The organism is Pseudomonas kilonensis (genome assembly GCF_001269885.1).
Classification (GTDB): domain Bacteria; phylum Pseudomonadota; class Gammaproteobacteria; order Pseudomonadales; family Pseudomonadaceae; genus Aquipseudomonas; species Aquipseudomonas kilonensis.
In genome coordinates, this window is the sequence record NZ_LHVH01000007.1 from 67,965 (window position 1) to 93,307 (window position 25,343).

Consider the following 25,343-nt stretch of genomic DNA (forward strand, 5'->3'; position numbering starts at 1 on the left):
GAGGGTCAAGGGAAAGATCAACATCAAAAGATCGCAGCCTTCGGCAGCTCCTACGAGGCTTGCCAGCGCTTTTAAGTTATAATCCCGCCCTTTAGCTGCCCCGCCCCCTTGGCGCGCGGCACATCCATTTTCCGCGGCGCTTGTCGCCCGTATGCAGACATTAAGAGGCTAGACCCTGTGGCATTGACGATTCTTGGCCTGTCCGGCGCCCTTAGCCATGATCCTTCCGCTGCGTTGTACATTGACGGCAAGCTGATCGCGGCGGCCGAGGAAGAGCGCTTCGTACGCGATAAACATGCAAAGAACCGCATGCCCTACGAGTCGGCGAAGTTCTGCCTGGAGCAGGCCGGCATCAAGCCTTCCGACGTCGATGTGGTGGCGATCCCCTTCGCTCCGATCAGCCTGTTCGGCGAGGCGCGCTGGCACTACGCCAAGCGTTACTGGTACGCCCCGGACCGCGCCCTTGACGCGATCCTGATGGGCAATCGTCGTTACAAGCGCTATCGCCGCAAGATCGTCTGGTGCCTGGAACAACTGGGCTTCGATCCGAAAAAGATCAAGATCGAGCCGGTCGAGCACCACCTGGCCCACGCCTCCAGCGCCTATCACTGCTCGGGCTTCCAGGAAAAAACCGCGATCCTGGGCATCGACGGCAAGGGTGAATACGCCACGACCTTCTTCGGCTACGGCGAAAACGGCAAGATCCACAAGATCAAGGAATTCTTCGACCCGGACTCCCTGGGCGGCCTGTACGGCGCGATCACCGAGTTCCTCGGTTTTGAAATGCTCGACGGTGAGTTCAAGGTCATGGGCATGGCGCCCTATGGCGATGCCACCAAGTACGATTTCTCGCGCCTGGCCTCGTTCGAAAACGGCGAACTGGTGATCAACACCGACTACGCCAACGTGATCGGCCTGCGCCGCTATAAAGAGAAGGGCAAGGGCTTCTACTTCTCGCCGAAGCTGATCGAATGGCTCGGCCCGAAACGCGAAGGCGACATCGCCGACGAACCGTACATCCACTACGCGGCGAGTATGCAGGCGCTGTTCGAAAAGCTTGCGCTGCAAATGATCGACCACTACCTGGGCGACGTGCTCAAGGAAACCGGCAAGCTGGCGTTCGCCGGTGGCTGCGCGTTGAACGTCAAGCTTAACCAGAAGATCATCGCCCGCGACGACGTCAAGGAGCTGTTCGTGCAACCGGCTTCCGGTGACGCCGGTACTGCGGTAGGTGCGGCGGCTTATGTGTCCCACGCCCGTGGCGTGCCGGTAGAGAAGATGGAACACGTCTACCTCGGCCCGGCCTACAGCAACGAAGACGTGATCGCTGCGTGTGCCCGTCATCCGAGCAAGCCTGTGTGGCGCAAGATCGACAACACCCCCGAGCGCATCGCCAAGATCATGGTCGACGGCAACCCGGTGGCCTGGTTCCAGGGGCGCATGGAGTTTGGCCCGCGCGCCTTGGGCGGTCGTTCGATCATCGGTTGCCCAAGCGCCAGCGGCGTGGCCGATCGGATCAACGAGCAGATCAAGTTCCGCGAGCGCTGGAGGCCTTTCTGCCCATCGATGCTCGACACCGTTGCGCCGCAGATGATCAAGGTCGACCACCCGGCGCCGTTCATGACCTTCACCTTCGAAGTGGCCGAAGAGTGGAAAACCCGCGTGCCGGAAGTTGTCCATGAAGACGGCACGTCCCGGGCCCAGGTGCTCAAGCGCGAATACAACCCGCGCTACTACGACATGATGAAGGCCCTGGAAGTCCTGACCGGTAACGGCGTGTCGCTGAACACTTCGCTCAACCGTCGTGGCGAACCGATGATCTGCTCGCCCACCGACGCGCTGAACATGTTCTTTGGCTCCGACCTGCAGTACCTGATCATGGAAGATATTCTGGTGGTCAAAGACGGCGTAGATGCTTATGACACGCTCGGCTGAGCGACATGTGCTGCAGTTCTGCCACGGCTATGATGGGCCGTTCCTGGACTGCGCCCGTCAATACGCCAGTCTGTTCGTGGGCACCGGGTATCGTGTGACCACGGTATTCCTGACTGGCATGGCCGATGCTGAAGTCGCCGCCGGTTGCGCCTCGGACGAGGTGCTGTTCATGGAGTACAGCTCCAGCGAAATCAGAAGCTTGAAGTTGGGTGCCATTGCCGATCTGCGCAAGATCGTCGCCTCGCGCAACTTCAGTTTTTGTATCGCCCATCGTTTCAAGCCGGTCTACATCGCTCTGCTCGGTACTCGCTTGCCGGTAATAGGCGTGCACCATGCCTTTGGTGATTACCAGCGGCGTACGCGCCGGCTGTTCGCCCATGTCTTTCGCAAGCGCCTGGGCTTGCTCGCGGTCTCCGACGCGGTGCGTGACGACATCCGCCATTGCTTGCCAAAATGGCCGGCCAGTCGAATCCAGACCCTCTACAACCGCATTGATCCCGATGCTTTGCAAGCCCACCAGGTCCCCAGGGACGAAGCGCGGAGCACCCTCGGACTCGAAGTAAACGCCTGGATTGTTGGTAATGTTGGCCGCCTGCATCCGGACAAGGATCAGGCAACGCTGCTTCGAGGTTTTGCCGCCGCGCTGCCCTACTTGCCGGCCAATAGCCAGTTGGCGATCCTGGGGAAGGGGCGGCTGGAACGTAACCTCAAGGAGCTCTCCCTGGAGCTGGGCGTCGCCGATCGTGTGTTGTTTCTAGGTCAGGTGCCTGACGCGCGCCGTTATTTTCGCGCCTTTGATGCCTTTGTCCTGAGCTCGGATCATGAGCCGTTCGGCATGGTGCTGCTCGAGGCCATGGCTGCGGGCGTTCCGTTGCTGGCTACAGCGTGCGGCGGCGCGGAGGAAGTGGTAGAGGGAGTCGGTATACTGTTTCCGCTCGGCGACGCCGAACATATGGCCCAAGGGCTACAACACCTGGCGGCGATGGATGATCTGCAACGTCGCCAGTGTGCCGAACTGATGCTTGAGCGCTTGCATGAACGTTTTTCGGATTACGCTGTGCGCAAGGCATTTTGGCGTTTGCCTCAAGTCCTTGAGTTGGCACCGAGGAACTGATATCTACCCGATTTCGAGGCGGGTGCGAGAGGCTGTTTTTTTCGCCCGGCACTCAGGCGTCACGCGCGTTCCCGGCTGTTATTATCTGCCGAGCACAACAGCACCTAAAGGGGGCCTTATGTCCTTCTCGTTAGTGAATGTGAGTTTATTGTGATCAATCCTTGCCCGCGTATTCTTTTTGTCATTCCCTATTTTGGACGCTGGCCGTTCTGGATGCCGTTGTTTCTGGAAACCTGTCGACGTAACGCTGATATTGATTGGTTGTTGTTCAGTGATTGTGGTGTGCCGGAAAATCTGCCGCCCAATGTGACCGTCGAAACCATTACCTTCGAGGCCTATTGCCGGTTGGTTTCCCAGCGACTGGGCATCGACTTCAGGCCAGCACAGGCCTACAAGCTGTGTGATATCAAACCTGCCCTTGGCTATATTCATGTCGACCGTCTCGAAGGTTATGATTTTTGGGCTTATGGCGACATCGACTTGTTGTACGGCAATCTTCGTGAGTACTTCACAGCTGAACGCCTGGCCGCTCATGATCTCTTCTCAACTCATGAGCGACGTGTTGCTGGTCACTTGTGCTTGATGCGCAACACCGCACGCACACGTGAAGTCTTCAAGCTGATCAAGAACTGGAAAGAACGCTTCGCCGATGATCAGCATCATGCGCTGGACGAAGGGGCGTTCAGCCGTATTTTCTTGTGGCGAAAGAATTTTCCCCGACCTCTGTTTACCCTGGTGGGTAAATTCAATCCGTGGCGTCGACGCAGCGAATTCACCGAAGCGTTCAGCACGCCGGGCGGCTGTATAAAGTGGCATGACGGTACGAAGAACTTCCCCCAGCGCTGGTACTGGCGCAACGGCCGCCTGACCAATGACCGGGATGGAGATCGTACGTTTCCGTACTTTCATTTCATAACCTGGAAGCACAATGAGTGGCCGGCCTTGCCCATGCCAGACCCTGCATGGCTACAACAATTGGCGGCATCGCCTGCCTGGGAAATCGACGCGAAGGGTTTCCACCCGGGAACGTTATTAGTGAGCGCTACTGCGGTCCGATGACCATGCTGACTGGGCGCACCGGTTCGGCTTCGGGGTGTTTATCAAGTCGTTCAGTGCCGCAAGGAAAACGATGAAAGTTCTGTTTTTGGTGCAGAAAGAACAGCGGGCCATCCTGGACCGACTCTACGAAGGCGTGGCCGCTCATTGCGAATGCGACTTGCGCTGGCTCGACAGCAAGGAACAACGCAACCTGCGGGGGTACTTCCGCCGCCATGTAGACGTATCACGTTATGATCGGATCGTATTTTTCCTGCGCTTCAAGCAGGAAATTCGTCAGGCCGGCTTCATCCGCACGATCCCCAACCTGGTGATCCTCGAGCACGACGCCTATCAGAATTACATACCCTGCAAATACACGGGCAAGTTCAGTGCGCATTACCGTCGGCTGCCCTGGGCGCGGGTGATCAGTTCCGGCTTCATGGTTGCCGAACGTTTGCGTGGTGAAGGTTTCGATGCGGTTTTCGTGCCCAAGGGCTACGATCGATCGTTATTGCAGAATCAGGGCCGTGAGCGGGATATCGAGTTGGCCTTCGTCGGAAGCGTCAAAAGCGCTGCCTATAGCGCTCGCAAGCAGCTGTTGGACGAACTGGCGCGTGTTGAACCACTGGTTGTGACCCGCACCCAGTCCGGCGAAGAGTACTGTGACACCTTGAACCGTGTCCGCTTTTTCGTCAGCGCCGATGTAGGCATGGGCGAATTCATGATCAAGAATTTCGAGGCCATGGCTTGCGGCTGCGTGCTGTTGGCGTTCGATCAGGGTGCTGAGGAAGCACGTGCGCTGGGCTTGCAAGATATGCATAACGTTGTGCTATATCGGGATATCCCGCACCTCCAGGAAAAACTTTCAAGGCTGCGTGCCGATCCAGAACTGGCGCACAGTATCGCTCGTAACGGCGAAAGTCTTGCGCTGGAACAGTTTGGTTTTGCGCGTATTGGGGAAAAAATAGTGGAGGCATTGGAGCCACCGCTGCGGCTGCGTGAGCCGTTGAGTTTGCTTGAGAAGTGGCGTCAGAAGCTGGGCATATGAAAGAAACGAGAGGCCGTCCGAGTGCCGGACGGTATTTGATTAAACGGTGTTTCGGTGTGGTTTTCGGAGCGTGAGCAAATCATGCTCGTACTCATCCTCTTGCTCGGAGCCGGTGTTGGTTGGCTTTTCAACGATTGAGTATCTCGAAGCGTGAATCCCGGTCCGAGTTAGAAGGATTGCTGCTCAATGAGCATTGTTAATGTTATGTGGGCAGGCGGTTTACCATTTGCTTCGGTCCATAAGGTCCATTGTCAGATAATTTCACAGATTGATTCTGCGTTGCCCGTCAAGACGTGGCTCCTGCAAGGCTCGGCATCCGCTTGTCAGGAAAACATGGGCGCGGCGCGGGAATGGAACCTGGCTTCAGCCCGGCTCAAGGGCCGGCACTTCTGGCGTTTGCTCAAACCCTGGATGCATAGCCGTTTTCGCCGGGCTTTGCTCGATGACGAAGCCCGAGTGGTGCTCCTCGACGGTATTGGTGTGGTTCGTACGCTGTTACCCGTTCTGAAGTCGTTGCCGCACGTTCGGGTGGTGGTTGTTTTCCACGGCGCGACACGGTTCAACGCCAAGAGCAAGCAGCTATTGCGCGACTTTCCTTCCTCCCGCCTGGTGTTGGCGGCAGTCTCCGAGACACTGGCAGCCTCGCTTCAGGACGAGTTGGGCGTCCAGGTCACCGCCTTGCGCAGTGCTTTCGATCCCGTCGCATTCCAATCCCGTCTTGTCACTCGCGAAGAGGCGCGTGCCCGGTTGGGGTTGCCTCAGGCAGGGGTTCGAATATTCGGTGCGATAGGGCGGCTGGTGGAAAAAAAAGGCTTCTCCAGCCTTTTGGAAGCTTTTGCCATTGCTGCTTTGGATCAGCCTGACTGGCGCTTGGTGATAGTCGGCGAAGGGCCTGCTCGCCGGGCACTGGAAGCGCGAGTCGCCCAACCGGATTTGGCCGGTAAGGTGATGCTGGCTGGGCATCAGGAGGATGTCGTTAAGCTATACAAAGCGTTCGATTGGGTGATGATCCCCTCTTTTGAAGAGGGGCTTGGCCTCATTCTTCAAGAAGCAGTCCTGTCCGGTATTCCGGTACTCGCCAGTGATCTGGCCGTGTTTCGGGAGCAGTTGGCCGATGTCGGCTGGTATGTACCTGCTGGCGAAACAATCGCGTGGAGCGAGGCAATTATCAGAGCCTCGCTGGCTCAGACCGATGCGGTGTCGGCGGCGCAATACCAGGCATTGGCACCGGACGAGGCGTGGGTGAGCTTCTGCCGGACCGCCCAGGGGTTAATCTCGGGTGGGAAATAAAGCGTCTTCCAGCGCCTGCATCGGAAAGCTTTCGTTCAGGTTCTCTCGGGTAATATAGCGAGCGAAATGCTGCAGATTGCGGCGTGCCAGGTAACGTGGCAGTGGTGAGCGCAGGAAGCGCATGTCAGCCACATCAATCAATCCCAATCTGTTTTCAGGTGTGACGACAATGTTGCCCAGATGCAACGAGCGGAAATAAATGCCGCTGGTGTGCAATTGGCGGATGAGCTCGACCAGCGCAGGAAGGATAGGCTGCCAGCTGAATCGCTCCTGATTCGATAGTTGGCGCAAAGTTTTTCCGGGGAGTGGTCGATACAGTACTGCAGTTATTCCAGGCTTTTCCAATTTGAAGAACGCTTGAACGTGAAGCGTCGGTACGTCGAGCTCCCGCAGACGGGCCGCATTTTCAATGAATCGCCGTGAATAAGGCTTTAGAAGAGCCGAAGAAATGAGCCGTTTGCGGCGAAACAGCTTAAGGATATTTCCATCCCGTAGCAGATAGACTTTTGGGCCGTAGCTATCGGTTTCCAGAATACTTGCGCCTTCAATCAATTGATTCAAAGCGCCTTCGGAAAGCCGTGAGGACTGCATCATAGAAAAACCTTGTCGAAAGAACGGGTGCCATGACGGGTCATGATGCCCAAAAGTTTTTGTTTTCACTATGCCAGTTTGGTTGGAATGCCGTTTAGGAGCGATAGATGCAGGGGTCACGTTGGGTTCAGGGGTGGATGGCATTTGGTTTGTTATGGTTTTTGCTCGCTATCGCGCTGGCGCCGACCAATAAAATCTATCAACAAGGGCTGGTTGTCTTTTTATGGTTGCCGGCGATCCTGTTTGCTTGGCCTGCCCGCAATCGCTTGCTGGAGCTGTGGCGGGCACAACGCTTTATTTATCTGGCCTTGTTGGCGCTGGCGGTCTGGGCATTGATTACCCTGTCCTGGGCCGAAGCCTCCGAGCCCGTCCGCGAAATAAAACGCTTGTTCTACATCATGGTGTTCCTGCTGTTTTTCGCGATCTTTGCCGATGGTCGTCCGGAGCGTGTGATCCGTTTTATGCAATGGGGTGGCCTGGGGCTCGCACTGATCGCCTTGTTAAGCCTTGTCAGATATTACGGTATCGAGGGGCATCAATGGACGGCGCGCCTGGAAGGGCTGGGCAAGTTGGCCCATCCGATTCTTGGAGCATACGTGGCGGGACTGGCGGCAATCTGGATGTTGCACTGGATGCCGCGCCAAACAGGGCTGCAAATCCTTTGGGGGGTGGCCTTGGCAATGTTAGGGATGTTTGTCGTGACGAGCCAAAGTCGCGGCGCGGCGCTGGCCTTGTTGCTCAGCGTACTGGCCATGCCGCTTTACTGCCGGGACCAGCGTACCCGCGTCATCTCCGCCACGGTTTTGGTGCTGGCGATGCTGACCTTTTGGCTGCTGGAACCCCTGGTGATGGCTCGTGGTGCTTCTTATCGCCCTGAAATCTTCATGTCGAGCCTGCAAATGATTGCCGAGCGTCCATGGGGGGGTATTGGTTTGGCAGGTGATTATCGGGTCCCTGTTGGCGGTAGATTATTCGATCACGCTCATAATCTGTTCACCCACATTGCCATTCAGCTGGGCTTGCCAGGCTTGTTGCTATGGTGTCTCGTCTGGTTCGCTGTGCTGCGTGAGGCTTGGCGTACCAAAGATACCCTGCTGGGCCAAGGCGTATTAGGCATGTGGATATTCTCGCTTCTGGCGATGCAGTTCGACGCTGCGAGCCTGACGGGAACCCCGCGTGCCGAATGGTTTATCAGTTGGTTGCCGATTGGCCTGGCCAGCGTTTTGACCTGGGCGCGGCCAAACCCGGTGGCTGTGATAAAATCCCGCGCTCTTCCTAACCAGTGAGCTCGACGATGAGTGACGCACCGCCTAAAGCGGAACAGGATTCCAGCCTGAAGATCTATCTACGGTTGCTGGGATACGTCAGACCTTACATAGGCATTTTCTCGCTGAGTATCGTGGGCTTCGTGATATTCGCGTCCACCCAGCCCATGCTGGCCGGAATTCTCAAGTATTTCGTCGACGGCTTGAGCAATCCCGATGCGGTACTTTTCCCCAATGTGCCGTACCTGCAGGACTTGAAACTGCTGATGGCCGTGCCGTTGTTGATCATCCTGATCGCTGCCTGGCAGGGCCTGGGGTCGTTCCTGGGGAACTACTACTTGGCCAGGGTCTCGCTGGGCTTGGTGCATGATTTGCGCGTCGAGCTGTTCAACAAGCTGCTGGTGCTGCCCAACCGATACTTCGATACCCATAACTCAGGGCATCTTATTTCTCGGATCACCTTCAACGTGACCATGGTCACCGGTGCGGCCACCGACGCCATCAAGGTCGTGATTCGCGAAGGTCTCACCGTGGTGTTTCTCTTCACGTACCTGGTATGGATGAACTGGAAGCTGACGCTTGTCATGTTGGCGATCCTGCCGCTCATCGCGGTGATGGTCAGCAGTACCAGCAAGAAATTCCGCAAGCAGAGCAAAAAGATTCAAGTGGCCATGGGCGACGTGACCCACGTAGCCTCCGAAACCATCCAGGGCTACCGCGTCGTGCGCAGCTTTGGCGGTGAGGCGTATGAAGAGAAACGCTTTGCCAGTGCCAGCCAGAGCAATACGGATAAGCAATTGCGCATGACTCGCACGAGCGCGGTCTATACGCCGATGTTGCAATTGGTCATCTACACCGCCATGGCGGCCTTGATGTTCCTCGTGTTGTTCTTGCGCGGCGAAGCGACGGCGGGCGACCTGGTGGCCTATATCACCGCGGCGGGTTTGCTGCCCAAGCCGATTCGGCAGCTCTCCGAAGTCAGCTCTACGATCCAGAGAGGGGTGGCGGGCGCGGAAAGCATCTTCGAACAGTTGGATGTCGAACCCGAAGTCGACACCGGCACGGTAGAGCAAGAGCGCGTCAGCGGCCGTCTCGATGTGCGCAACCTGAGCTTTACCTACCCAGGTGCCGATCGAGAGGTGCTCAAGGACATCAGTTTCACAGCAGCGCCTGGGCAGATGATTGCCCTGGTAGGGCGTTCGGGCAGTGGCAAATCGACGCTCGCCAGTCTCATCCCACGTTTTTATCACCACGAAGTCGGCCAGATTCTACTCGACGACGTGGAAATTGAAGATTATCGACTGCGCAACTTGCGTCGCCATGTCGCCCAGGTGACCCAGCACGTCACGTTGTTCAATGACACAGTGGCCAACAACATCGCCTATGGCGACCTGGCCGGTGCGCCGCGGGCCGATATCGAAAAAGCCGCCCGAGACGCCTACGCGATGGATTTCATCGAGCAACTGCCCCAAGGCCTGGATACCGAGGTGGGCGAAAATGGCGTGCTGTTGTCCGGTGGCCAGCGTCAGCGACTGGCCATTGCCCGGGCGTTGTTGAAAAACGCCCCACTGCTGATTCTCGATGAGGCGACTTCAGCGCTGGACACCGAGTCCGAGCGGCATATCCAGTCCGCGCTGGACCAAGTCATGAAAGGCCGCACGACCTTGGTCATCGCTCATCGCCTGTCCACGATCGAAAAAGCCGACCTGATCCTGGTCATGGACCAGGGGCGTATCGTGGAGCGCGGCAGCCATGGCGAACTTCTCGCGCAAAACGGCTATTACGCGCGTCTTCACGCCATGGGGCTGGATGCCCCGGCCCAGGACATCGCCTGAATACGAGCCGAAGGCTATGCTCTGCTGCACACGACAATGGAATGCACGATATGCACGAGGCATCAAAGGGAGCAACGCAGCAATCGCAGATGCGCTCTGATGCGCTATCACTTTCCCCCGCGAGTCGGGCAGCCATAAAGAATCAGCGGCCTCGCTGTATCTGGTTGACCGGGCTTTCGGGGGCGGGCAAGTCGACGCTAGCCAATGCCTTGGAAGTCCGGCTCCACGAGCAAGGGCTACACACGGCCCTGCTGGATGGCGACAACTTGCGCAAGGGGTTGTGCAGTGACTTGGGGATGGACGCCGGGGCCCGAAGAGAGAACGTCCGGCGAATAGCCGAAGTGGCACGTTTGATGGTCGAAGCCGGGCTCATCGTCATTGTCGCGGCAATCTCTCCCTTTCGCGCCGACCGGGACGCCGCCCGGCGGTTTTTTGCCAAGGGCGCTTTCGTGGAAGTTTATGTCAGCACGCCTTTCGACGTCTGTGCCCAGCGCGATCCCAAAGGCTTGTACCGAGAAGCGCTCGCCGGACGAATCAAGGATTTCACCGGACTCGACAGCCCTTACGAGCCGCCGCTTGCAGCCGAATGCGAAATCGATACTAGCGAGGTGGGGCTGGCCCAGGCCTGTGAGCACATGATTGCGTTGGCGCAAAAATAATAATGAAGGTTGCGGATAATGCTTCGTGTTACAGCCATGGAAGAGCCTTCCTCAACCCTGTGCTAATATCGCGCCCCTGTTCATTTTGTATGTGGGATGCTCCATGAAGTTGTCCATGCCGCGATTCGATCAAGCCCCTGTATTGGTGGTCGGCGATGTCATGCTCGACCGCTACTGGCATGGCGGTACCTCACGGATTTCCCCTGAGGCCCCGGTACCGGTGGTCAAGGTCGAGCACATCGAGGATCGCCCCGGTGGTGCCGCCAACGTTGCCCTGAACATCGCCGCCCTCGGCGCGCCGGCCTCCCTGGTGGGCGTGACTGGCGACGATGAGGCTGCCGACAGCCTGACCAACAGCCTCAAGGGCGCTGGCGTACGGGCGATATTCCAGCGCATCGCGCACCAGCCGACTATCGTCAAGCTGCGGGTCATGAGCCGTCACCAGCAACTGCTGCGCATCGACTTCGAAGAACCTTTCGCCACCGATCCCTTGGCCCTCGGTGCTGAGGTCGACAACCTGCTCGAAGGCATCAAGGTCCTGGTGTTGTCGGACTACGGCAAAGGTGCGTTGAAAAACCACCAGGCGCTGATCCAGGCCGCCCGTGCCCGTGGCATTCCGGTCCTGGCCGATCCCAAGGGCAAGGACTTTTCCATCTACCGTGGCGCGAGCCTGATCACCCCGAACCTCAGCGAATTCGAAACCATCGTCGGCGGTTGCGCCGATGAGCACGAGCTGGTGAGTAAAGGCGCCCAGCTGATGCATGACCTGGATCTCGGGGCGCTGCTGGTGACCCGCGGTGAACACGGCATGACCCTGCTGCGTCCTGATCATCCGGCCTTGCACCTGCCGGCCCGTGCCCGTGAAGTGTTCGACGTGACGGGTGCCGGTGACACGGTGATTTCCACCCTGGCGGCAGCGATTGCCGCCGGTGAAGAGCTCCCCCATGCGGTCGCCCTGGCGAACCTGGCGGCGGGCATTGTCGTCGGCAAGCTGGGTACTGCTGCGATCAGTGCGCCGGAGCTGCGTCGCGCCATTCAGCGCGAAGAGGGTTCCGAGCGCGGTGTGCTGGGGCTGGAGCAACTGCTGCTGGCCGTCGACGACGCGCGTGCCCACAACGAAAGAATCGTCTTCACCAATGGGTGCTTCGACATCCTCCATGCCGGCCATGTGACCTACCTCGAGCAGGCCAGGGCCCAGGGTGATCGCCTGATCGTTGCAGTCAACGACGACGCATCGGTGAGCCGCCTCAAAGGGCCGGGCCGGCCGATCAACAGCGTTGATCGACGCATGGCGGTCCTGGCCGGCCTTGGCGCGGTGGATTGGGTCATCAGTTTCAGCGAGGGCACGCCGGAAAACCTGCTTCGCCAGGTCAAGCCGGATGTGCTGGTCAAGGGCGGCGATTATGGCGTCGACCAAGTTGTGGGCGCCGATATCGTTGCGGCCTATGGCGGCGCGGTGAAAGTGCTGGGACTGGTGGAAAACAGCTCGACGACAGCCATCGTCGAGAAGATTCGTGGCCGGTGATGTCTTCACCCGATGGTTTTGGGAGGGTGCGGTATGGCACGCGCCTTTCCGTCGCCTGGCCCGCTCGTGAGCATTGCTTAGTCCCGTTTGGCAGTAACCCGCTTACGAGCGTCATGTTGTCGGTAGTGAACGTACAGTCGCGTTGAAGAGGTCCGGCAACCTGGCGTGATATCGCTGGGGCGAATTGTTTTATTACGGTAGGGGCGGGACGTGTGTTGAAAATTGCGCTGGCATTTTTTGGTATCCCGAGGAATTCGGAAGTCTGTTTCCCGTCCATTGAAAAAAACGTTCTTGCACAAATCCCTGCCGGGAGCGAAGTGCAGTGCTTTTACCACTTGTACAAAATCGATGAAGTTCACAATCCGCGTTCCGGTGAACAAGGCAAACTGGATGCGGACAACTATTCACCCTTCACCACAATGACCGGTCGACTCGATTCCATTGAGGGGGTTCTGGAGCGCTGGGACTTCGAGAGGGTCAAGGCGTTTGGTGATACATGGGGGGATCAGCATGCGTCGCTCAGAAACCTGATCTATCAGCTCAACTCCCTGAACAGTGTCACGGCTATGATGGAGCCATTTGATCCAGACTTCGTCGTGTTCGTTCGGCCCGACATTTTCTTTCACACGACGCTTCCCAGCTATGTGTTTGCTCGTCCCGAAGCTCGCAGGTTGAATGCCTATATTCCGGACTGGCAATGGTGGAACGGTTTGAACGACCGATTTGCGATCTGCGGGCGTGACGCCTACCGTGCCTATGGCTCGCGTATCGAGCGTATTTTCGATTTCTGCGAGGTAACCGGCAGGAAGCTGCATTCCGAACGGTTACTCAAATTTGCGCTGCAGCAGGCGCATATCAAAGTCTTCACCCTGCCGACCACGGCATCTCGCGTACGGATTAATGGCAATTTCGCTGAAGAGTCGTTCTCTTCCAAGCGCGGCATGGGCAAACGCGAGAATCGTTATTTTCGTCTCTTCGCGCGGTGGCGGACCTACCTCGATAGGCGCTCCTCCACCTGACCTACTTGTGTAGCGTCCCACGAACCATGCGCATCAAGCCCATGGCTTTCTTGTGCAAGCCTTTGAGGCCTTGGCGATGTGGGGCCGGAGCCTTCAGGCCCTGTTTGACAAGCCAATCTTTCCAGCGGATGCGTTCGTCGCGCACCACCCAGCCCTCTTGGCTGGCGAAACTCTCCGCCAGGTACAGCCCCCGGGTGCTGGCTGGGTACAACTGATCCTTTTTCAGGGTGTACAGCTCGGGCAAGGGCTGCCCATCCTGCAGCGGCATCAGGTACAGGTCGGGCCGCTTGCGGTCCAGGCGCGCCACCAACAGGTCACCTTCCAGTCGCTCATCGACGTGAAACAAACTCAGGGACTTGGCTTCCTTGGGCACATCCAGGCGCAAGTCATAGATCAGTTGCAGCGATGCCGTCGGCAGGTGCACGTAGGCCCGTGGTCGCTCGATCAGTTGCAGGTTGGCGCTGCGCACCGGGCGTGCCGAGCCCGACAGTGGCGTCAGCCGGAACGGCAAGGCTTCGCGGTAATGCAGGGCCGTGGCGTAGGGGGCTGGCAGCCAGGTGTCGTTGAAGCGCCCGCCAAGCCAGCCTTCTGGGGTTTCCAGCAGGCATTCCTCGGCAATTTCGCTGATGGCGGTGAGCAGCGGCAGGTTCAGTTCGTGGGCCGGGACGTAGCCGGATATCAGCTTGAGCACCACATCGCCGCGATCCTGTCGACGCTGGCGCACTAGCACCCAATAATCGCGGTTCTGCCAATGCAGGGTCAGGCGCACCGAGACGCCCAGGTTCGCCAACTCCAGGGAAAAGCGCTCGGCATCGGCCACCGCGACAGGACGGCGACGCTGCAAGGTCTGGGCGAAATTCAGCGGCATCCCGACGCTCTGGTAAGTCAGGCCTTCGGGGGTCGCTTCGACGAACAGGGGCAGGGTCTTGAAGTTACTCGGGTTCTTTCTGATGAGCGTACGCGGCATGTCGGCTCCTTCCTTCAGGCCGCGTGGGCGGCGTCAGTGTTTACGCAGGACCGTGGCGACGGTCGCGACGTTATGGGCGAGGTGCAGCGGATTGATGGTGCCGACAATAGCACTGGCGACCCCAGGATGCTCAAACAACAGTTCGAAGCTGGCGCGAACCGGGTCTACCCCGGGGCTCAGGCAGACGTGGCCGCTGGCCAGGGCCTTTTTCACCAGGATCGCTTTGCCGTGTTCGCTGGCGTAGTCAATGACAGCCTTTTCGTTTCGTTCGTTCAGATTGTAGGTGACCATCGCGCAATCGCCTTGCTCCAAGGCCTTCAAGCCGCCGTCGACGGTCTTGCCGGAAAAACCGAAGCCGCCGATCTTGCCCTCGCGCTTGAGCGCCGCCAGGGTCGGGTAGACCTCGCTGTCGTTGAGGATCGCCAGGTCGTTGCCATCCGAATGCACCAGGACCAGGTCGATATAGTCGGTTTCCAGGCGCTTGAGGCTGCGCTCCACCGAAAATCGGGTATGGGCGGCACTGAAGTCATGGCGTGACTGGCCGTCGCTGAACTCTTCGCCGACCTTGCTGACAATCACCCAGTCCTGGCGTTGGCCGCGCAGCAGCGGGCCGAGGCGCTCTTCGCTGCGACCATAGGCCGGCGCGGTGTCGATCAGGTTGATACCCAGGTCGCGCGCCAGTTTGAGCAACATGCGCGCTTCGTCGTCATCGGGGATCCGAAAGCCGTTGGGGTATTTGACGCCTTGGTCGCGACCGAGCTTGACGGTGCCCAGGCCCAGGGGGGAGACGCGCGGGCCGTCATGGCCCAGGGGGCGATAGAGGTCATGCAGGGTCGGTTGGCTCATGGCAGCAGTTGCTCCCAGGCAGGCACGCCCATCGGCGGCTTCGGCAGGTCCGGCAGTGGGGCCGGGTGGCTTGGCTGGATGCCATCGCGTTGCAGGACATTGACCACCCGATCAGCGAAGTCCGGGGCCAGGGCCAGTTTGGTTGGCCAACCCACCAGCAGTCGATCCTGCTCGGCGAGGAAGGCGTTGTCCGGACGGGTCAGGCCCGACTGCAACGGTTCGGCGCGGTCAACCCGCAGCGTGGCCCATTGCGCGGTGCTCAGGTCAACCCAAGGCAACAATTGGCCGAGTTCTTTCTGGGCGGCGGCGATCTGCGCGGCCGGCTCGCGGGTCACGCCATCGCCTTCGGCCAGATCACCACCCACGTACCAGACCCATTGGCCATCGGCCGCCGGATGAGTGGTCACGGTGACGCGCGGCTTCGGTCCACCGCCCAGGCAATGGGCGTAGAGCGGCTTGAGGCTGGGGCCCTTGACCAGGACCATGTGCAGCGGCCGGCGCTGCATGGCTGGCTGGTCCAGGCCCAAGGCGTTGAGCAGGTCGGCGGTGCCGCCCCCGGCGCTGAGGACAATGCGTTGCGCGCGAATCTCGCGGCCATCGACCTTGAGTCCGATCAGCTCGCCCCCTTCGCGCAGCGGTTCGATGTGTTGCCCGGCCAACAAGCTGTCGCCGGCCAGTTCCGCCAGGCGCGCGATCACGCTCGGCACGTCCACCACCAGCTCGGCCAGGCGATAGACCTTGCCCTTGAAGCGCTTGTCTTGCAGGGCCGGCGGCAACTGGTCGCCCTTGACCTGATCGACCCGCCCGCGCACGGCCTTGCTGGCAAAGAAACTGGTGAGGTTGCCGGCCAGGGTGCCGGGGGACCAGAGGTAATGGGCATCGGACAGCATGCGCACGCCGGACAGGTCCAGCTCACCTTCACCTTTCAGGGCTTCGCGCCAGCGACGCGGCATGTCGGCGATGGCTTCCGAGGCACCGGTCAGGGCGCCGTGCAGGGCGTACTTGGCGCCACCATGGATAATGCCCTGGGATTTGACACTCTGCCCGCCGCCGAGGCTGGCGCTTTCCACCAGCACGGTCGAAAAACCCTGGCGACGCAGGCGTGCATTCAGCCAGAGACCGGCGACGCCTGCGCCGACAATCAGAATGTCGGTGGAAATAACGGATGACATGAGCGACCTCAGTGTTCAAGACGAGGGCGCAGTATACAGACTCGATGCAGAGGGAATTTGTTGGCGGTCAACCTGTGGGAGCAAAGCTTGCTCGCGATACGGGCGCCTCGGTTCCAGAGAGACCGCGTCGTTTTCATCGAGGGCAAGCCTTGCTCCCACAGATTCCCCCTTGCCGAACATGTGTTTTCAGTCCTTTTAATCCGTGTTTTCAGTGGCCAGCAGTCTTGGAAAACAGCTGGATCACCACCACCCCCAACACAATCAACGCCATCCCCAGCATCGCCGGCACGTCCAGTTTCTGCCCATAGATAAACAGCGCCGCCACGCTGACCATCACAATCCCCAGCCCGGCCCAGACCGCATAGGCCACGCCCACCGGTACGGTGCGCACCACCAGCGTCAGCATCCAGAAGGCGGTGCCGTAGCCGACGACGACCAGCAGCAAAGGCAGAGGTGTGCTCAGGCCCTTGATCGCTTTCATCGAAACGGTGGCGATGACTTCGGCGCAGATGGCGATGGCCAGGTAGTAGTAGGCGTTCATGGGCGGTTCCTCTTCGACGGTTGCGTCTTTCGATGGGGCCATTCTAGAGATAGGTCAGATGCGGTAAAGTCATTACCTATCTGTAATTAAGATAGGTTGAGCCATGAACGTTCAGTGGAACCTGGAGCAATTGCGGCTGTTTGTCGGGGTCGCCGAGAAACGTTCGTTTTCGGCCGTGGCTCGGGATCAGCGCAAGGCCCAATCGGCCATCAGCAGCGCGATTGCCTTGCTGGAGGACGACTTGGGGGTGAGCCTGTTCGAGCGCAGCAGCGGCCGGCAGCCCAGGCTCACCGACGCGGGAGAAGCCTTGCTTGAAGAGGCCCGGGAAGTGCTGCGTCAGTGCGAGCGCCTCAATGGCCGGGCCCTGGCCCTGATGCGCGGGCAGGAAGCGTCGCTGCGCCTGGCCCAGGACGAAGCCATGCCTTATCAACCGGTCATCGACAGCCTGGCGGCCCTGGCCGAGCAATTCCCCACCCTCGAAGTGCAACTGGCCAGCGCCGCCCAAGGCGATGTGGCGCGCAAACTGGTGGAGCGCCGCGCCGACCTCGGCTTGCTGTTCTATCACGACCAGATCCCCGAGGCGCTGGAGCGCCGGGTGCTGGGCAGCGTCGAGATGGTCACGGTGTGTGGCAGGGGGCACCCGCTGGCGAACCATGACTATGTGACCTGCCGGGAAATGGCCCGGCACCGCCAGTTGTTGATGGCCACCCAGTCCAGTGTCTATCCCGGCAGTGAGCAGGCCAGCCCGCAAGTTTGGCGGGCTGACAGTTTCTATGTACTGGCCGAATGGCTGAGGAGTGGCCTGGGCTGGGCCTGGCTGCCTCGGCATGTGGTGCAATACCCGGCGTACCTGGGCGACATGGTCGAGCTCAGCAGCGAATGGACCCCGCCGGCCCTGGTGGTGGAACTGGTCTGGCGCCGCGACGAACCCCTGGGTCCGGCCGCCCGTTGGCTGGCGGAACGTTTTGCCGTGCAGTTGCAGGCGATTGGCTGAAAAACCGATAAACTCCGCCGCCATGAACAGAACTCTCTATAGCGCGTTGTTTTACTTGGGGCTGCCACTGGTAGCGATTCGGCTGTGGTTGCGGGCCCGCAAGGCGCCGGCTTATGCCCGGCGCATCGGCGAGCGGTTTTCCTGGGGGCTGCCGGTCATGGTGCCGGGGGGCATCTGGGTCCACTCGGTGTCGGTGGGCGAGAGCATCGCCGCCGCGCCGATGATCCGCGCCTTGCTGCAACGTTATCCACAGCTGCCGATCACCGTCACCTGCATGACGCCCACCGGTTCGGAGCGGATCCGCGCGTTGTTCTCCGGCGAGCCGCGCATCCAGCATTGCTATCTGCCTTACGACTTGCCCTGCGCCGCCAAGCGTTTTCTCGACCGGGTTCGCCCGTCCCTGGCGGTGATCATGGAAACCGAGCTGTGGCCCAACCACATTCACCAGTGTGCCAAGCGTGGTATTCCCGTTGCTTTGGCTAACGCGCGGCTGTCGGAGCGTTCGGCACGGGGCTATGGGCGTTTTCCCAAGCTCACCCGGCCGATGCTCGCCGAGATGAGCCTGTTCGCCGTGCAGACCGAAGCCGAAGCCGAGCGTTTTCGCCAGCTGGGCGCCCGGGCGGAAACCGTCGAGGTCACCGGCTCGATCAAGTTCGACCTGACCATCGACCCGCAACTGCTCGAAGACGCCAGTGCCTTGCGTCGCCAGTGGCAGGCTACCGAGCGCCCGGTGTGGATCGCCGCCAGTACCCATGAGGGCGAGGACGAAGTGGTGTTGGCCGCCCACCGTCGGTTGCTCGACAGCTACCCCGATGCGTTGCTGATTCTGGTGCCGCGTCATCCTGAGCGTTTCGACTCCGTGCACCAGTTGTGTGAAAACGAAGGCCTGGTCACGGTGCGGCGCTCCAGTGGGCAAGCGGTCACCGCCCAGACGTCGGTGTTGCTCGGCGATACCATGGGCGAACTGCTGTTTCTCTACGCGTTGGCCGACAGTGCGTTTGTCGGTGGCAGCCTGGTGCCCAACGGTGGACACAACCTGCTCGAGCCGGCGGCGCTGGCGAAACCGGTGCTCAGTGGGCCGCACCTGTTCAACTTCCTCGAAATCGCCGCGCAACTGCGCGCTGCTGGTGCGCTGACGGAAGTGGACGATGCCGAAAGCCTGGCCCTGGCGGTACAGCGCCTGTTCGAACTGCCCCGCGATGCCCAGCGCATGGCCGAGGCGGGGCTTGCGGTGATGCGCACCAATCAGGGCGCGTTGCAGCGCTTGCTGGAGGGGTTGGGGCGGTTGCTCGGCTGAGTCTCTAGGGAGGCGAGGGAAGGTTTTTCCACAACCTCCTGTGGGAGCAAAGCTTGCTCGCGATACAAGCGCCTCGGTTCCAGAGAGACCGCGCTGTATTCATCGCGGGCAAGCCTTGCTCCCACACCAGCTTTGCTCCCACAGGGGGGCTGGACAAGCCTTCCCTCGGTGAGGTTATTGCGCCGGCCGCGAGCGCAATTGCTCCGCTGCGGCCTGGGCCAGGTCCGGCGGCAGGAAGTCGCGGTCGGGGTTGTAGTCGGGCTTGAGGTAGCGTGACAGGTCTTGCAGGTCCGCCGGGCTCAACGTCCCGGCCGCCTGCTTGAGGCGCAGGTTGTCGAGAATGTAGTCGTAGCGGGCGTTGTTGTAGTTGCGCACCGAGGTGTACAGCTGACGCTGGGCATCGAGCACATCGACGATGTTGCGAGTGCCCACCTGGTAGCCGATTTCCGTGGCTTCCACCGCGCTCTGGTTGGAGATGATCGACTGGCGCCGGGCCTGGACCTGCTCCACGTCGGTGTTTACCGCGCGGTGCAGGTTACGGGTGTTTTCCACCACCTGCCGGCGCAGGCCTTCGCGTTGCTGTTCGGTCTGAGTGAGCTGCGAGTAGGACTCGCGCACCTGGGAGCTGGTCAGCCCGCCGCTGTAGATCGGGATGCTCAGTTGCAGGCCGATGGTGCGTTGCTCGGCATCGCCGCCATAACGCTGACCGGTGGGGCTCGGGTTGGTGAAGCCGAGGCCGTCGTTGTCGCCTTTTCTATACTGGGCTATCGCGTCGAGGGTCGGTGCATGGCCAGCCTTGCGTTGGCGCAGGGTGTCCTCGGCGGCATCGACGGCGTAGTTGCTGGCCAGCAGGTTCAGGTTCTGCTTGGCCGCCGTGTCGACCCAGGCTTTGGCATCGTTCGGCGTCGGCGGCAGGATCGGCAAGGTGTGGACGATGCCCTGGAGCGCGTTGTACTGGCGGTTGGTCAGGGTGATCAAGGCTTCGAAGGCGTCTTCGACCTGGCGCTGGGCGAGGATCCGGTTGGCCCGTGCTGTGTCGTAGCTGGCCTGGGATTGCAGCACGTCGGTCTTGTCCGACAGGCCTACGTCGAAGCGTTCGTTGGACTGGTCGAGCTGGCGCTTGAACGCGGCTTCCTCGGCCTTGGTCGAGGCCAGGTTGTCCTGGCTGCGCAGCACGTTGAAGTAGCTCTCGGCGCTTTGCAGGATCATGTTCTGTTCAGTGGCTGACAGTTGCAGCGACGCTTGTTCGTCGACGGACTTTGCCGCCTGGAGCTGGAACCAGCGGTCGGCGCGGAAAATCGGCTGGGACAGTGTCGCCTGGTAAACCGTGGAACTGCGGTTGGCGGTCATCGCCGGCTGGTCAAGCTCGGTACGCGTGTTGTTCAGATCGGCGCCGGCCGAAAGGTTGGGCAACAACCCGGCGCGAGCCTGGGGCACCACTTCCTTCTGGGCGCCATACTGGGCGCGGGCAGCGGCCAGGTCGGCGTTGTTGTCCACCGCTTCCTGATACACGCTCACCAGATCGGTTTTGGTGGTCAAGGGCGCTTCGGCGGCCCAGGCCATTGCGTTGGACGCACAAGACACGGCCAGGGCCAGTGAAAGTTTGCGCAGCATGAGGCTATCCCTAGTTCGCAAATGAGTGCGCATAAGTGGCGCGCGGCGTAGCGAGTGTAGTTGCGCCCGGGCGTGGCAACAATCCTGTATATGCGCCATTCATCACGCCTTTTGCCCTGGCGATGGCGTTCTCTCGTGGTTGTGTCTAGACTGGCCGGGTTCTTGTCGGGGTGCCTTGCTATGAGGCTGAGATCGAATAATTTCGGATCCCGTTGAACCTGATCAGGTTAGCGCCTGCGTAGGGAACAAGATTTCTCGTCACCCGGCGAGTCCTCTTGTGCTTCGTCCGGGATGTCGTTCGACCATCGAACGCACTCGAGCAGCAAGCACAGCGTCCGCATTTTCGTGCAGGGACGCGTCCATTCGTTACAGGTTCGCTCCGACAAAAATCCACTGCCTGGATGTGTGTCTGGAGAGCCCGTGATGACGACAAAATCAAAAAACGCGATCAACCTCAGTGATTCGGCCAAGGTCGATGAGCAATCGGTTCAGCCCTTTACCCGCTCGCAAAAAATCTATGTCCAGGGCAGCCGCCCGGATATCCGCGTGCCCATGCGCGAAATCAGCCTCGATGTAACCCCGACCGACTTCGGCGGCGAAATCAACGCGCCGGTCGTGGTGTATGACACTTCGGGCCCGTACACCGACCCGAACGTGATCATCGACGTGCGCCAGGGCCTGGCCGACGTGCGCTCTTCGTGGATCGAAGCCCGTGGCGACACCGAGCGTCTTGCCGGCCTGAGCTCCAACTTCGGCCAGGAACGCCTGGCTGATCCCGAGCTGACCAAGCTGCGCTTTGCTCACGTGAACAACCCACGTCGCGCCAAGCCGGGTGCCAACGTCAGCCAGATGCACTACGCGCGCAAAGGCATCATCACCGCCGAGATGGAATACGTTGCCATCCGCGAAAACATGAAGCTGGAAGTCGCCCGCGCCGCCGGCCTGCTGGACCAGCAACACGCCGGCCACAGCTTCGGCGCCAGCGTGCCGAAAGTCATCACCCCGGAATTCGTGCGTGACGAAATCGCCCGTGGCCGCGCGATCATCCCGGCCAACATCAACCACACCGAACTGGAACCGATGATCATCGGCCGTAACTTCCTGGTGAAGATCAACGGCAACATCGGCAACAGTGCGCTGGGTTCGTCCATCGAAGAAGAAGTGGCGAAGCTGACCTGGGGCATCCGCTGGGGTTCGGACACGGTCATGGACCTGTCCACCGGCAAGCACATCCATGAAACCCGCGAGTGGATCATCCGCAACTCGCCAGTGCCGATCGGCACCGTGCCGATCTACCAGGCCCTGGAAAAAGTCGGCGGCGTGGCTGAAGACCTGACCTGGGAGCTGTTCCGCGACACGCTGATCGAACAGGCCGAGCAGGGCGTCGACTACTTCACCATCCACGCCGGCGTGTTGCTGCGCTATGTGCCGATGACCGCCAAGCGCGTCACCGGTATCGTCAGCCGTGGCGGTTCGATCATGGCCAAGTGGTGCCTGGCGCACCACAAAGAGAACTTCCTCTACACCCACTTCGAAGACATCTGCGAAATCATGAAGGCCTACGACGTCAGCTTCTCGCTGGGCGATGGCCTGCGTCCGGGCTCGATTGCCGACGCCAACGACGAAGCGCAGTTCGGTGAGCTGGAAACCCTCGGCGAGCTGACCAAGATCGCCTGGAAGCACGACGTGCAATGCATGATCGAAGGCCCCGGCCACGTGCCGATGCAGTTGATCAAAGAGAACATGGACAAGCAGCTCGAGTGCTGCGACGAGGCGCCGTTCTACACCCTCGGCCCACTGACCACCGACATCGCGCCGGGCTACGACCACATCACCTCCGGTATCGGTGCGGCGATGATCGGCTGGTTCGGTTGCGCCATGCTCTGCTACGTGACGCCGAAGGAACACCTGGGCTTGCCGAACAAGGATGACGTGAAGACCGGGATCATCACCTACAAGATCGCCGCGCACGCCGCCGACCTTGCCAAGGGTCACCCGGGCGCGCAGATCCGTGACAACGCCTTGAGCAAGGCGCGTTTCGAGTTCCGTTGGGAAGACCAGTTCAACCTCGGCCTGGACCCGGACACCGCCCGCTCGTACCACGACGAAACCCTGCCGAAGGACTCGGCCAAGGTGGCGCATTTCTGCTCGATGTGCGGGCCGAAATTCTGCTCGATGAAAATCACCCAGGAAGTGCGCGAGTACGCGGCCAACCAACGCATTGAAGCGGTGGATGTCGATGTTGCCCAGGGCTTGGCGGAGCAGGCTGAGCGGTTCAAGAAGGAAGGTAGTCAGCTTTACAAGAAAGTCTGATTTGGGCTGAGCTGAGGGTGGCGGTGTCCTCACTGCCGCCTTCGCGAGCAGGCTCGCTCCCACAGTGGATCTCGGTCGTTCACAAATCTTGTGTCCACCGCAAATCCCCTGTGGGAGCGAGCCTGCTCGCGATTGCGATCATCAGAACAACAAATATCCCTCTGAGACAACGACCCTTGAACATCCAACCCAGCACCTACTCCCCAGACACCGCCGTCTCCCTGGACAAACGCGTCTTCGGCGCCCGCGATCTGTTTTCCCTGTGGTTCTCCCTGGGCATCGGCCTGATGGTCTTGCAGGTCGGTGCCTTGCTCGCGCCGGGCCTGGGTCTCAGTGGTTCGTTGCTGGCGATTTTTTTCGGCACGCTGGTGGGCGTTCTGCTGCTGGCCGCCGTCGGGGTGATCGGCAGTGACACCGGCCTGTCGGCCATGGCCGCCCTCAAGCTCAGCCTCGGCGGCAAGGGCGCGAGCGTGCCGGCGGTGTTGAATCTGCTGCAGTTGATCGGCTGGGGTTCGTTCGAAATCATCGTCATGCGTGATGCCGCCAGCCTGCTCGGTGCCCGAGCCTTCAGCGAAGGCAGCCTGGGCTCCAACCCACTGCTGTGGACGCTGTTCTTCGGCGCCCTGGCGACACTGCTCGCCGTGAGCGGGCCGCTGACGTTCGTGCGCAAGGTCCTGCGCAAGTGGGGCATCTGGTTGCTATTGGCGGCTTGCATCTGGTTGACCTGGAACCTGTTCGCCAAGGCTGATCTGGTTGCGCTGTGGGCCGAGGCAGGCGATGGTTCTATGCCGTTGGCGGTGGGGTTTGACATCGCCATTGCGATGCCGCTGTCGTGGTTGCCGCTGATTGCCGACTATTCGCGTTTCGGCAAGCGCGCCAAGAACGTCTTCGGCGGCACTGCCGTGGGCTTCTTCATCGGTAACGTCTGGCTGATGAGCCTGGGCGTGGCCTACACCCTGGCGTTCGCGCCGAGCGGTGAAGTCAACGCGTTGCTACTGGCCTTGGCTGGCGCCGGGTTGGGCATTCCGCTGCTGCTGATTCTGCTGGATGAGTCGGAAAACGCCTTCGCCGACATTCACTCGGCGGCGGTCTCCAGTGGCATGTTGTCGGGGCTGAAGGTCGAACACCTGGCCTTGGCGATTGGCGTGCTCTGCACCTTGATCGCCTGCTTCGCGCCGTTGGCGCAATACCAGAACTTCCTGTTGCTGATCGGCTCGGTGTTTGCACCGCTGTTCGGCGTGGTGCTGGTGGACCACTTCATCCTGCGCAAGCGCAGCAGCCAAGTGGTATCAGCCGCGTTGCGCTGGCCGGCCCTGTTGGCCTGGTTGGGTGGGGTGAGCACTTATCACTTGCTGGCCAACCTCTACCCGGACATCGGCGCAACCCTGCCGTCGCTGATTCTGGCAGGGTTGCTGCAACTGTTGCTGGGCCGGGCTTTCAGCTACGGCCGGGGAACAGCTCGGGCTTGAGGATGCCATTGAGGCGTGGGTAAGCGATCTTCAATTCGATGTGGCCCAGGGCGTACGGCGCGATGGTGCTCACTTCGTACTTGAGGATCACCCCGCCGTAGGTCAGCGCCACGTGTGGGGTTTTCTGGAAGGACCACTGTTTCAGGAACTCGGGTTCCTGATCCAGCTTGGTGCTGATCAGCCAACTGTTGTGGGCGACCTGGGCGGCTTTCCAGAACGCTTCTTCCTGGCCCGGCAGCAGCATGTCCGACAGCGTCAGCACCTTGTGTTGCTGGCGCGAATAGTTGATGAAGCCGCGACCCGGCGTGCCGTGGGCGCCGCCGGTGTCCAGGTAGCTGGACAACTCGATGATCACCAGGCCGTCATGTTGCTCACGTACCTTGGCCTGCAAATAGCTGCTGTTGCGGGGGGCGGCGTTGCGCAGGAACTGCTCGCGATAGGCGGCAAGCGTCGGCGCCGCCGGGGCGTCCGGGGTGGTGCGGGTCATTTGCAGCAGGCGCTTTTCAACGATGCCGTCCAGAGCTGGCTCGGTGGGAAAGTGCAGGGTATCGATGTTCACCAATGGGCAGTCGGCACTGGCGCAACCTTGTTGCAGCTGTTCCGACGCATCGCGGGTGGTTTCCAGCGGTGCGCGATAATTGGGTTGGAACAGGCTTTGGCAAGCGCCCAGGGTCAGGGCAATGGCGGCCACGGAGGCAGTTTTGAAAAGCGACATGGGCGTCCTTCATGGAACAGGGAAAGGCGAAAAGTTACCCGCTTCGACTGCCAGCAGGACAATCAGTTCGCCACTAAGCTCATTAGAGTTCTTTCA

General features: G+C 60.3%; 21 protein-coding genes and 1 riboswitch. Of the genes, 14 read left to right on the top strand and 7 right to left on the bottom strand.

Features of this window, described 5'->3' with window-relative positions:
* Window positions 1-177 precede the first annotated feature (177 nt).
* From AD662_RS02595 to AD662_RS02615, 5 genes are all read left to right on the top strand, one after another.
* Complete coding sequence (locus AD662_RS02595; RefSeq protein ID WP_018614096.1) at window positions 178-1,935, top strand: carbamoyltransferase family protein; 1,758 nt, start codon at window positions 178-180, stop codon at window positions 1,933-1,935.
* Entirely contained in the window at window positions 1,919-3,049 is a 1,131-nt protein-coding gene (locus tag AD662_RS02600) for a glycosyltransferase (protein ID WP_053185316.1), read from the top strand. Before AD662_RS02595 ends, AD662_RS02600 begins: the two co-directional genes overlap by 17 nt.
* Window positions 3,050-3,199: 150 nt before the next feature.
* Window positions 3,200-4,108 (top strand): DUF6625 family protein, encoded by a 909-nt coding sequence (locus tag AD662_RS02605; protein ID WP_024617991.1) that lies wholly within the window; start codon window positions 3,200-3,202, stop codon window positions 4,106-4,108.
* A 70-nt stretch (window positions 4,109-4,178) separates the two neighbouring features.
* Entirely contained in the window at window positions 4,179-5,135 is a 957-nt protein-coding gene (locus tag AD662_RS02610; RefSeq protein WP_018614102.1) for a glycosyltransferase family protein, read from the top strand.
* Window positions 5,136-5,321: 186 nt separating this feature from the next.
* A complete protein-coding gene (locus AD662_RS02615; protein ID WP_053185319.1) occupies window positions 5,322-6,425 on the top strand; it encodes a glycosyltransferase in 1,104 nt (367 codons plus the stop codon).
* On the opposite strand, the gene AD662_RS02620 is transcribed toward AD662_RS02615, so the two are convergent.
* Window positions 6,405-7,016, bottom strand: a complete 612-nt coding sequence (locus AD662_RS02620; protein WP_018614107.1) for a protein kinase family protein — start codon at window positions 7,014-7,016, stop codon at window positions 6,405-6,407. The two genes, AD662_RS02615 and AD662_RS02620, sit on opposite strands and share 21 nt — an antisense overlap.
* A gap of 107 nt (window positions 7,017-7,123) precedes the next feature.
* Here AD662_RS02620 and AD662_RS02625 point away from each other — a divergent pair, with 107 nt between their 5' ends.
* The 5 genes from AD662_RS02625 (at window position 7,124) to AD662_RS02645 (ending at window position 13,319) form a co-directional block, all read left to right on the top strand.
* A complete protein-coding gene (locus AD662_RS02625) occupies window positions 7,124-8,302 on the top strand; it encodes an O-antigen ligase family protein (RefSeq protein ID WP_053177871.1) in 1,179 nt (392 codons plus the stop codon).
* Window positions 8,303-8,310: 8 nt separating this feature from the next.
* On the top strand, window positions 8,311-10,116 hold the full coding sequence (gene msbA / locus AD662_RS02630; protein ID WP_018614111.1) for a lipid A export permease/ATP-binding protein MsbA: 1,806 nt from the start codon (window positions 8,311-8,313) through the stop codon (window positions 10,114-10,116).
* 50 nt (window positions 10,117-10,166) lie between these two features.
* Complete coding sequence (cysC, locus tag AD662_RS02635; protein ID WP_018614113.1) at window positions 10,167-10,775, top strand: adenylyl-sulfate kinase; 609 nt, start codon at window positions 10,167-10,169, stop codon at window positions 10,773-10,775.
* A gap of 103 nt (window positions 10,776-10,878) precedes the next feature.
* A complete protein-coding gene (hldE, locus tag AD662_RS02640; protein WP_018614115.1) occupies window positions 10,879-12,300 on the top strand; it encodes a bifunctional D-glycero-beta-D-manno-heptose-7-phosphate kinase/D-glycero-beta-D-manno-heptose 1-phosphate adenylyltransferase HldE in 1,422 nt (473 codons plus the stop codon).
* Between the two features lie 212 nt (window positions 12,301-12,512).
* Window positions 12,513-13,319, top strand: a complete 807-nt coding sequence (locus tag AD662_RS02645) for a hypothetical protein (protein ID WP_018614118.1) — start codon at window positions 12,513-12,515, stop codon at window positions 13,317-13,319.
* A 1-nt stretch (window position 13,320) separates the two neighbouring features.
* Here AD662_RS02645 and AD662_RS02650 read toward each other — a convergent pair whose 3' ends face one another.
* From AD662_RS02650 to AD662_RS02665, 4 genes are all read right to left on the bottom strand, one after another.
* Window positions 13,321-14,286 (bottom strand): hypothetical protein, encoded by a 966-nt coding sequence (locus AD662_RS02650; RefSeq protein ID WP_024617999.1) that lies wholly within the window; start codon window positions 14,284-14,286, stop codon window positions 13,321-13,323.
* A 33-nt stretch (window positions 14,287-14,319) separates the two neighbouring features.
* The gene (locus AD662_RS02655) at window positions 14,320-15,132 is read right to left on the bottom strand and encodes an aldo/keto reductase (protein ID WP_018614122.1); all 813 of its coding nucleotides are present in this window, start codon (window positions 15,130-15,132) and stop codon (window positions 14,320-14,322) included.
* Complete coding sequence (locus AD662_RS02660; RefSeq protein ID WP_018614124.1) at window positions 15,129-16,304, bottom strand: NAD(P)/FAD-dependent oxidoreductase; 1,176 nt, start codon at window positions 16,302-16,304, stop codon at window positions 15,129-15,131. Before AD662_RS02660 ends, AD662_RS02655 begins: the two co-directional genes overlap by 4 nt.
* 208 nt (window positions 16,305-16,512) lie before the next feature.
* A complete protein-coding gene (locus AD662_RS02665; RefSeq protein WP_014336267.1) occupies window positions 16,513-16,845 on the bottom strand; it encodes a DMT family transporter in 333 nt (110 codons plus the stop codon).
* Between the two features lie 103 nt (window positions 16,846-16,948).
* Between AD662_RS02665 and AD662_RS02670 the strand changes: the two genes are divergently transcribed.
* Together AD662_RS02670 and waaA are read left to right on the top strand one after the other, a co-directional pair.
* A complete protein-coding gene (locus AD662_RS02670) occupies window positions 16,949-17,839 on the top strand; it encodes a LysR family transcriptional regulator (RefSeq protein WP_018614128.1) in 891 nt (296 codons plus the stop codon).
* Between the two features lie 22 nt (window positions 17,840-17,861).
* Window positions 17,862-19,136, top strand: a complete 1,275-nt coding sequence (waaA, locus tag AD662_RS02675; protein WP_053177875.1) for a lipid IV(A) 3-deoxy-D-manno-octulosonic acid transferase — start codon at window positions 17,862-17,864, stop codon at window positions 19,134-19,136.
* 174 nt (window positions 19,137-19,310) lie between these two features.
* Here waaA and AD662_RS02680 read toward each other — a convergent pair whose 3' ends face one another.
* Window positions 19,311-20,750, bottom strand: a complete 1,440-nt coding sequence (locus AD662_RS02680) for a TolC family outer membrane protein (RefSeq protein WP_018614131.1) — start codon at window positions 20,748-20,750, stop codon at window positions 19,311-19,313.
* Window positions 20,751-20,906: 156 nt separating this feature from the next.
* A riboswitch (TPP riboswitch) is annotated at window positions 20,907-21,012 on the top strand.
* Window positions 21,013-21,173: 161 nt separating this feature from the next.
* On the opposite strand from AD662_RS02680, the gene thiC reads away from it, so the two are divergent.
* Window positions 21,174-23,063, top strand: a complete 1,890-nt coding sequence (gene thiC, locus AD662_RS02685) for a phosphomethylpyrimidine synthase ThiC (protein ID WP_014336271.1) — start codon at window positions 21,174-21,176, stop codon at window positions 23,061-23,063.
* Between the two features lie 176 nt (window positions 23,064-23,239).
* Complete coding sequence (gene cytX / locus AD662_RS02690; protein ID WP_053185321.1) at window positions 23,240-24,532, top strand: putative hydroxymethylpyrimidine transporter CytX; 1,293 nt, start codon at window positions 23,240-23,242, stop codon at window positions 24,530-24,532.
* Here cytX and AD662_RS02695 read toward each other — a convergent pair.
* Window positions 24,501-25,247, bottom strand: a complete 747-nt coding sequence (locus AD662_RS02695; RefSeq protein ID WP_018614134.1) for a DUF3298 domain-containing protein — start codon at window positions 25,245-25,247, stop codon at window positions 24,501-24,503. The genes cytX and AD662_RS02695 overlap by 32 nt on opposite strands.
* Between the last annotated feature and the right edge of the window lie 96 nt (window positions 25,248-25,343).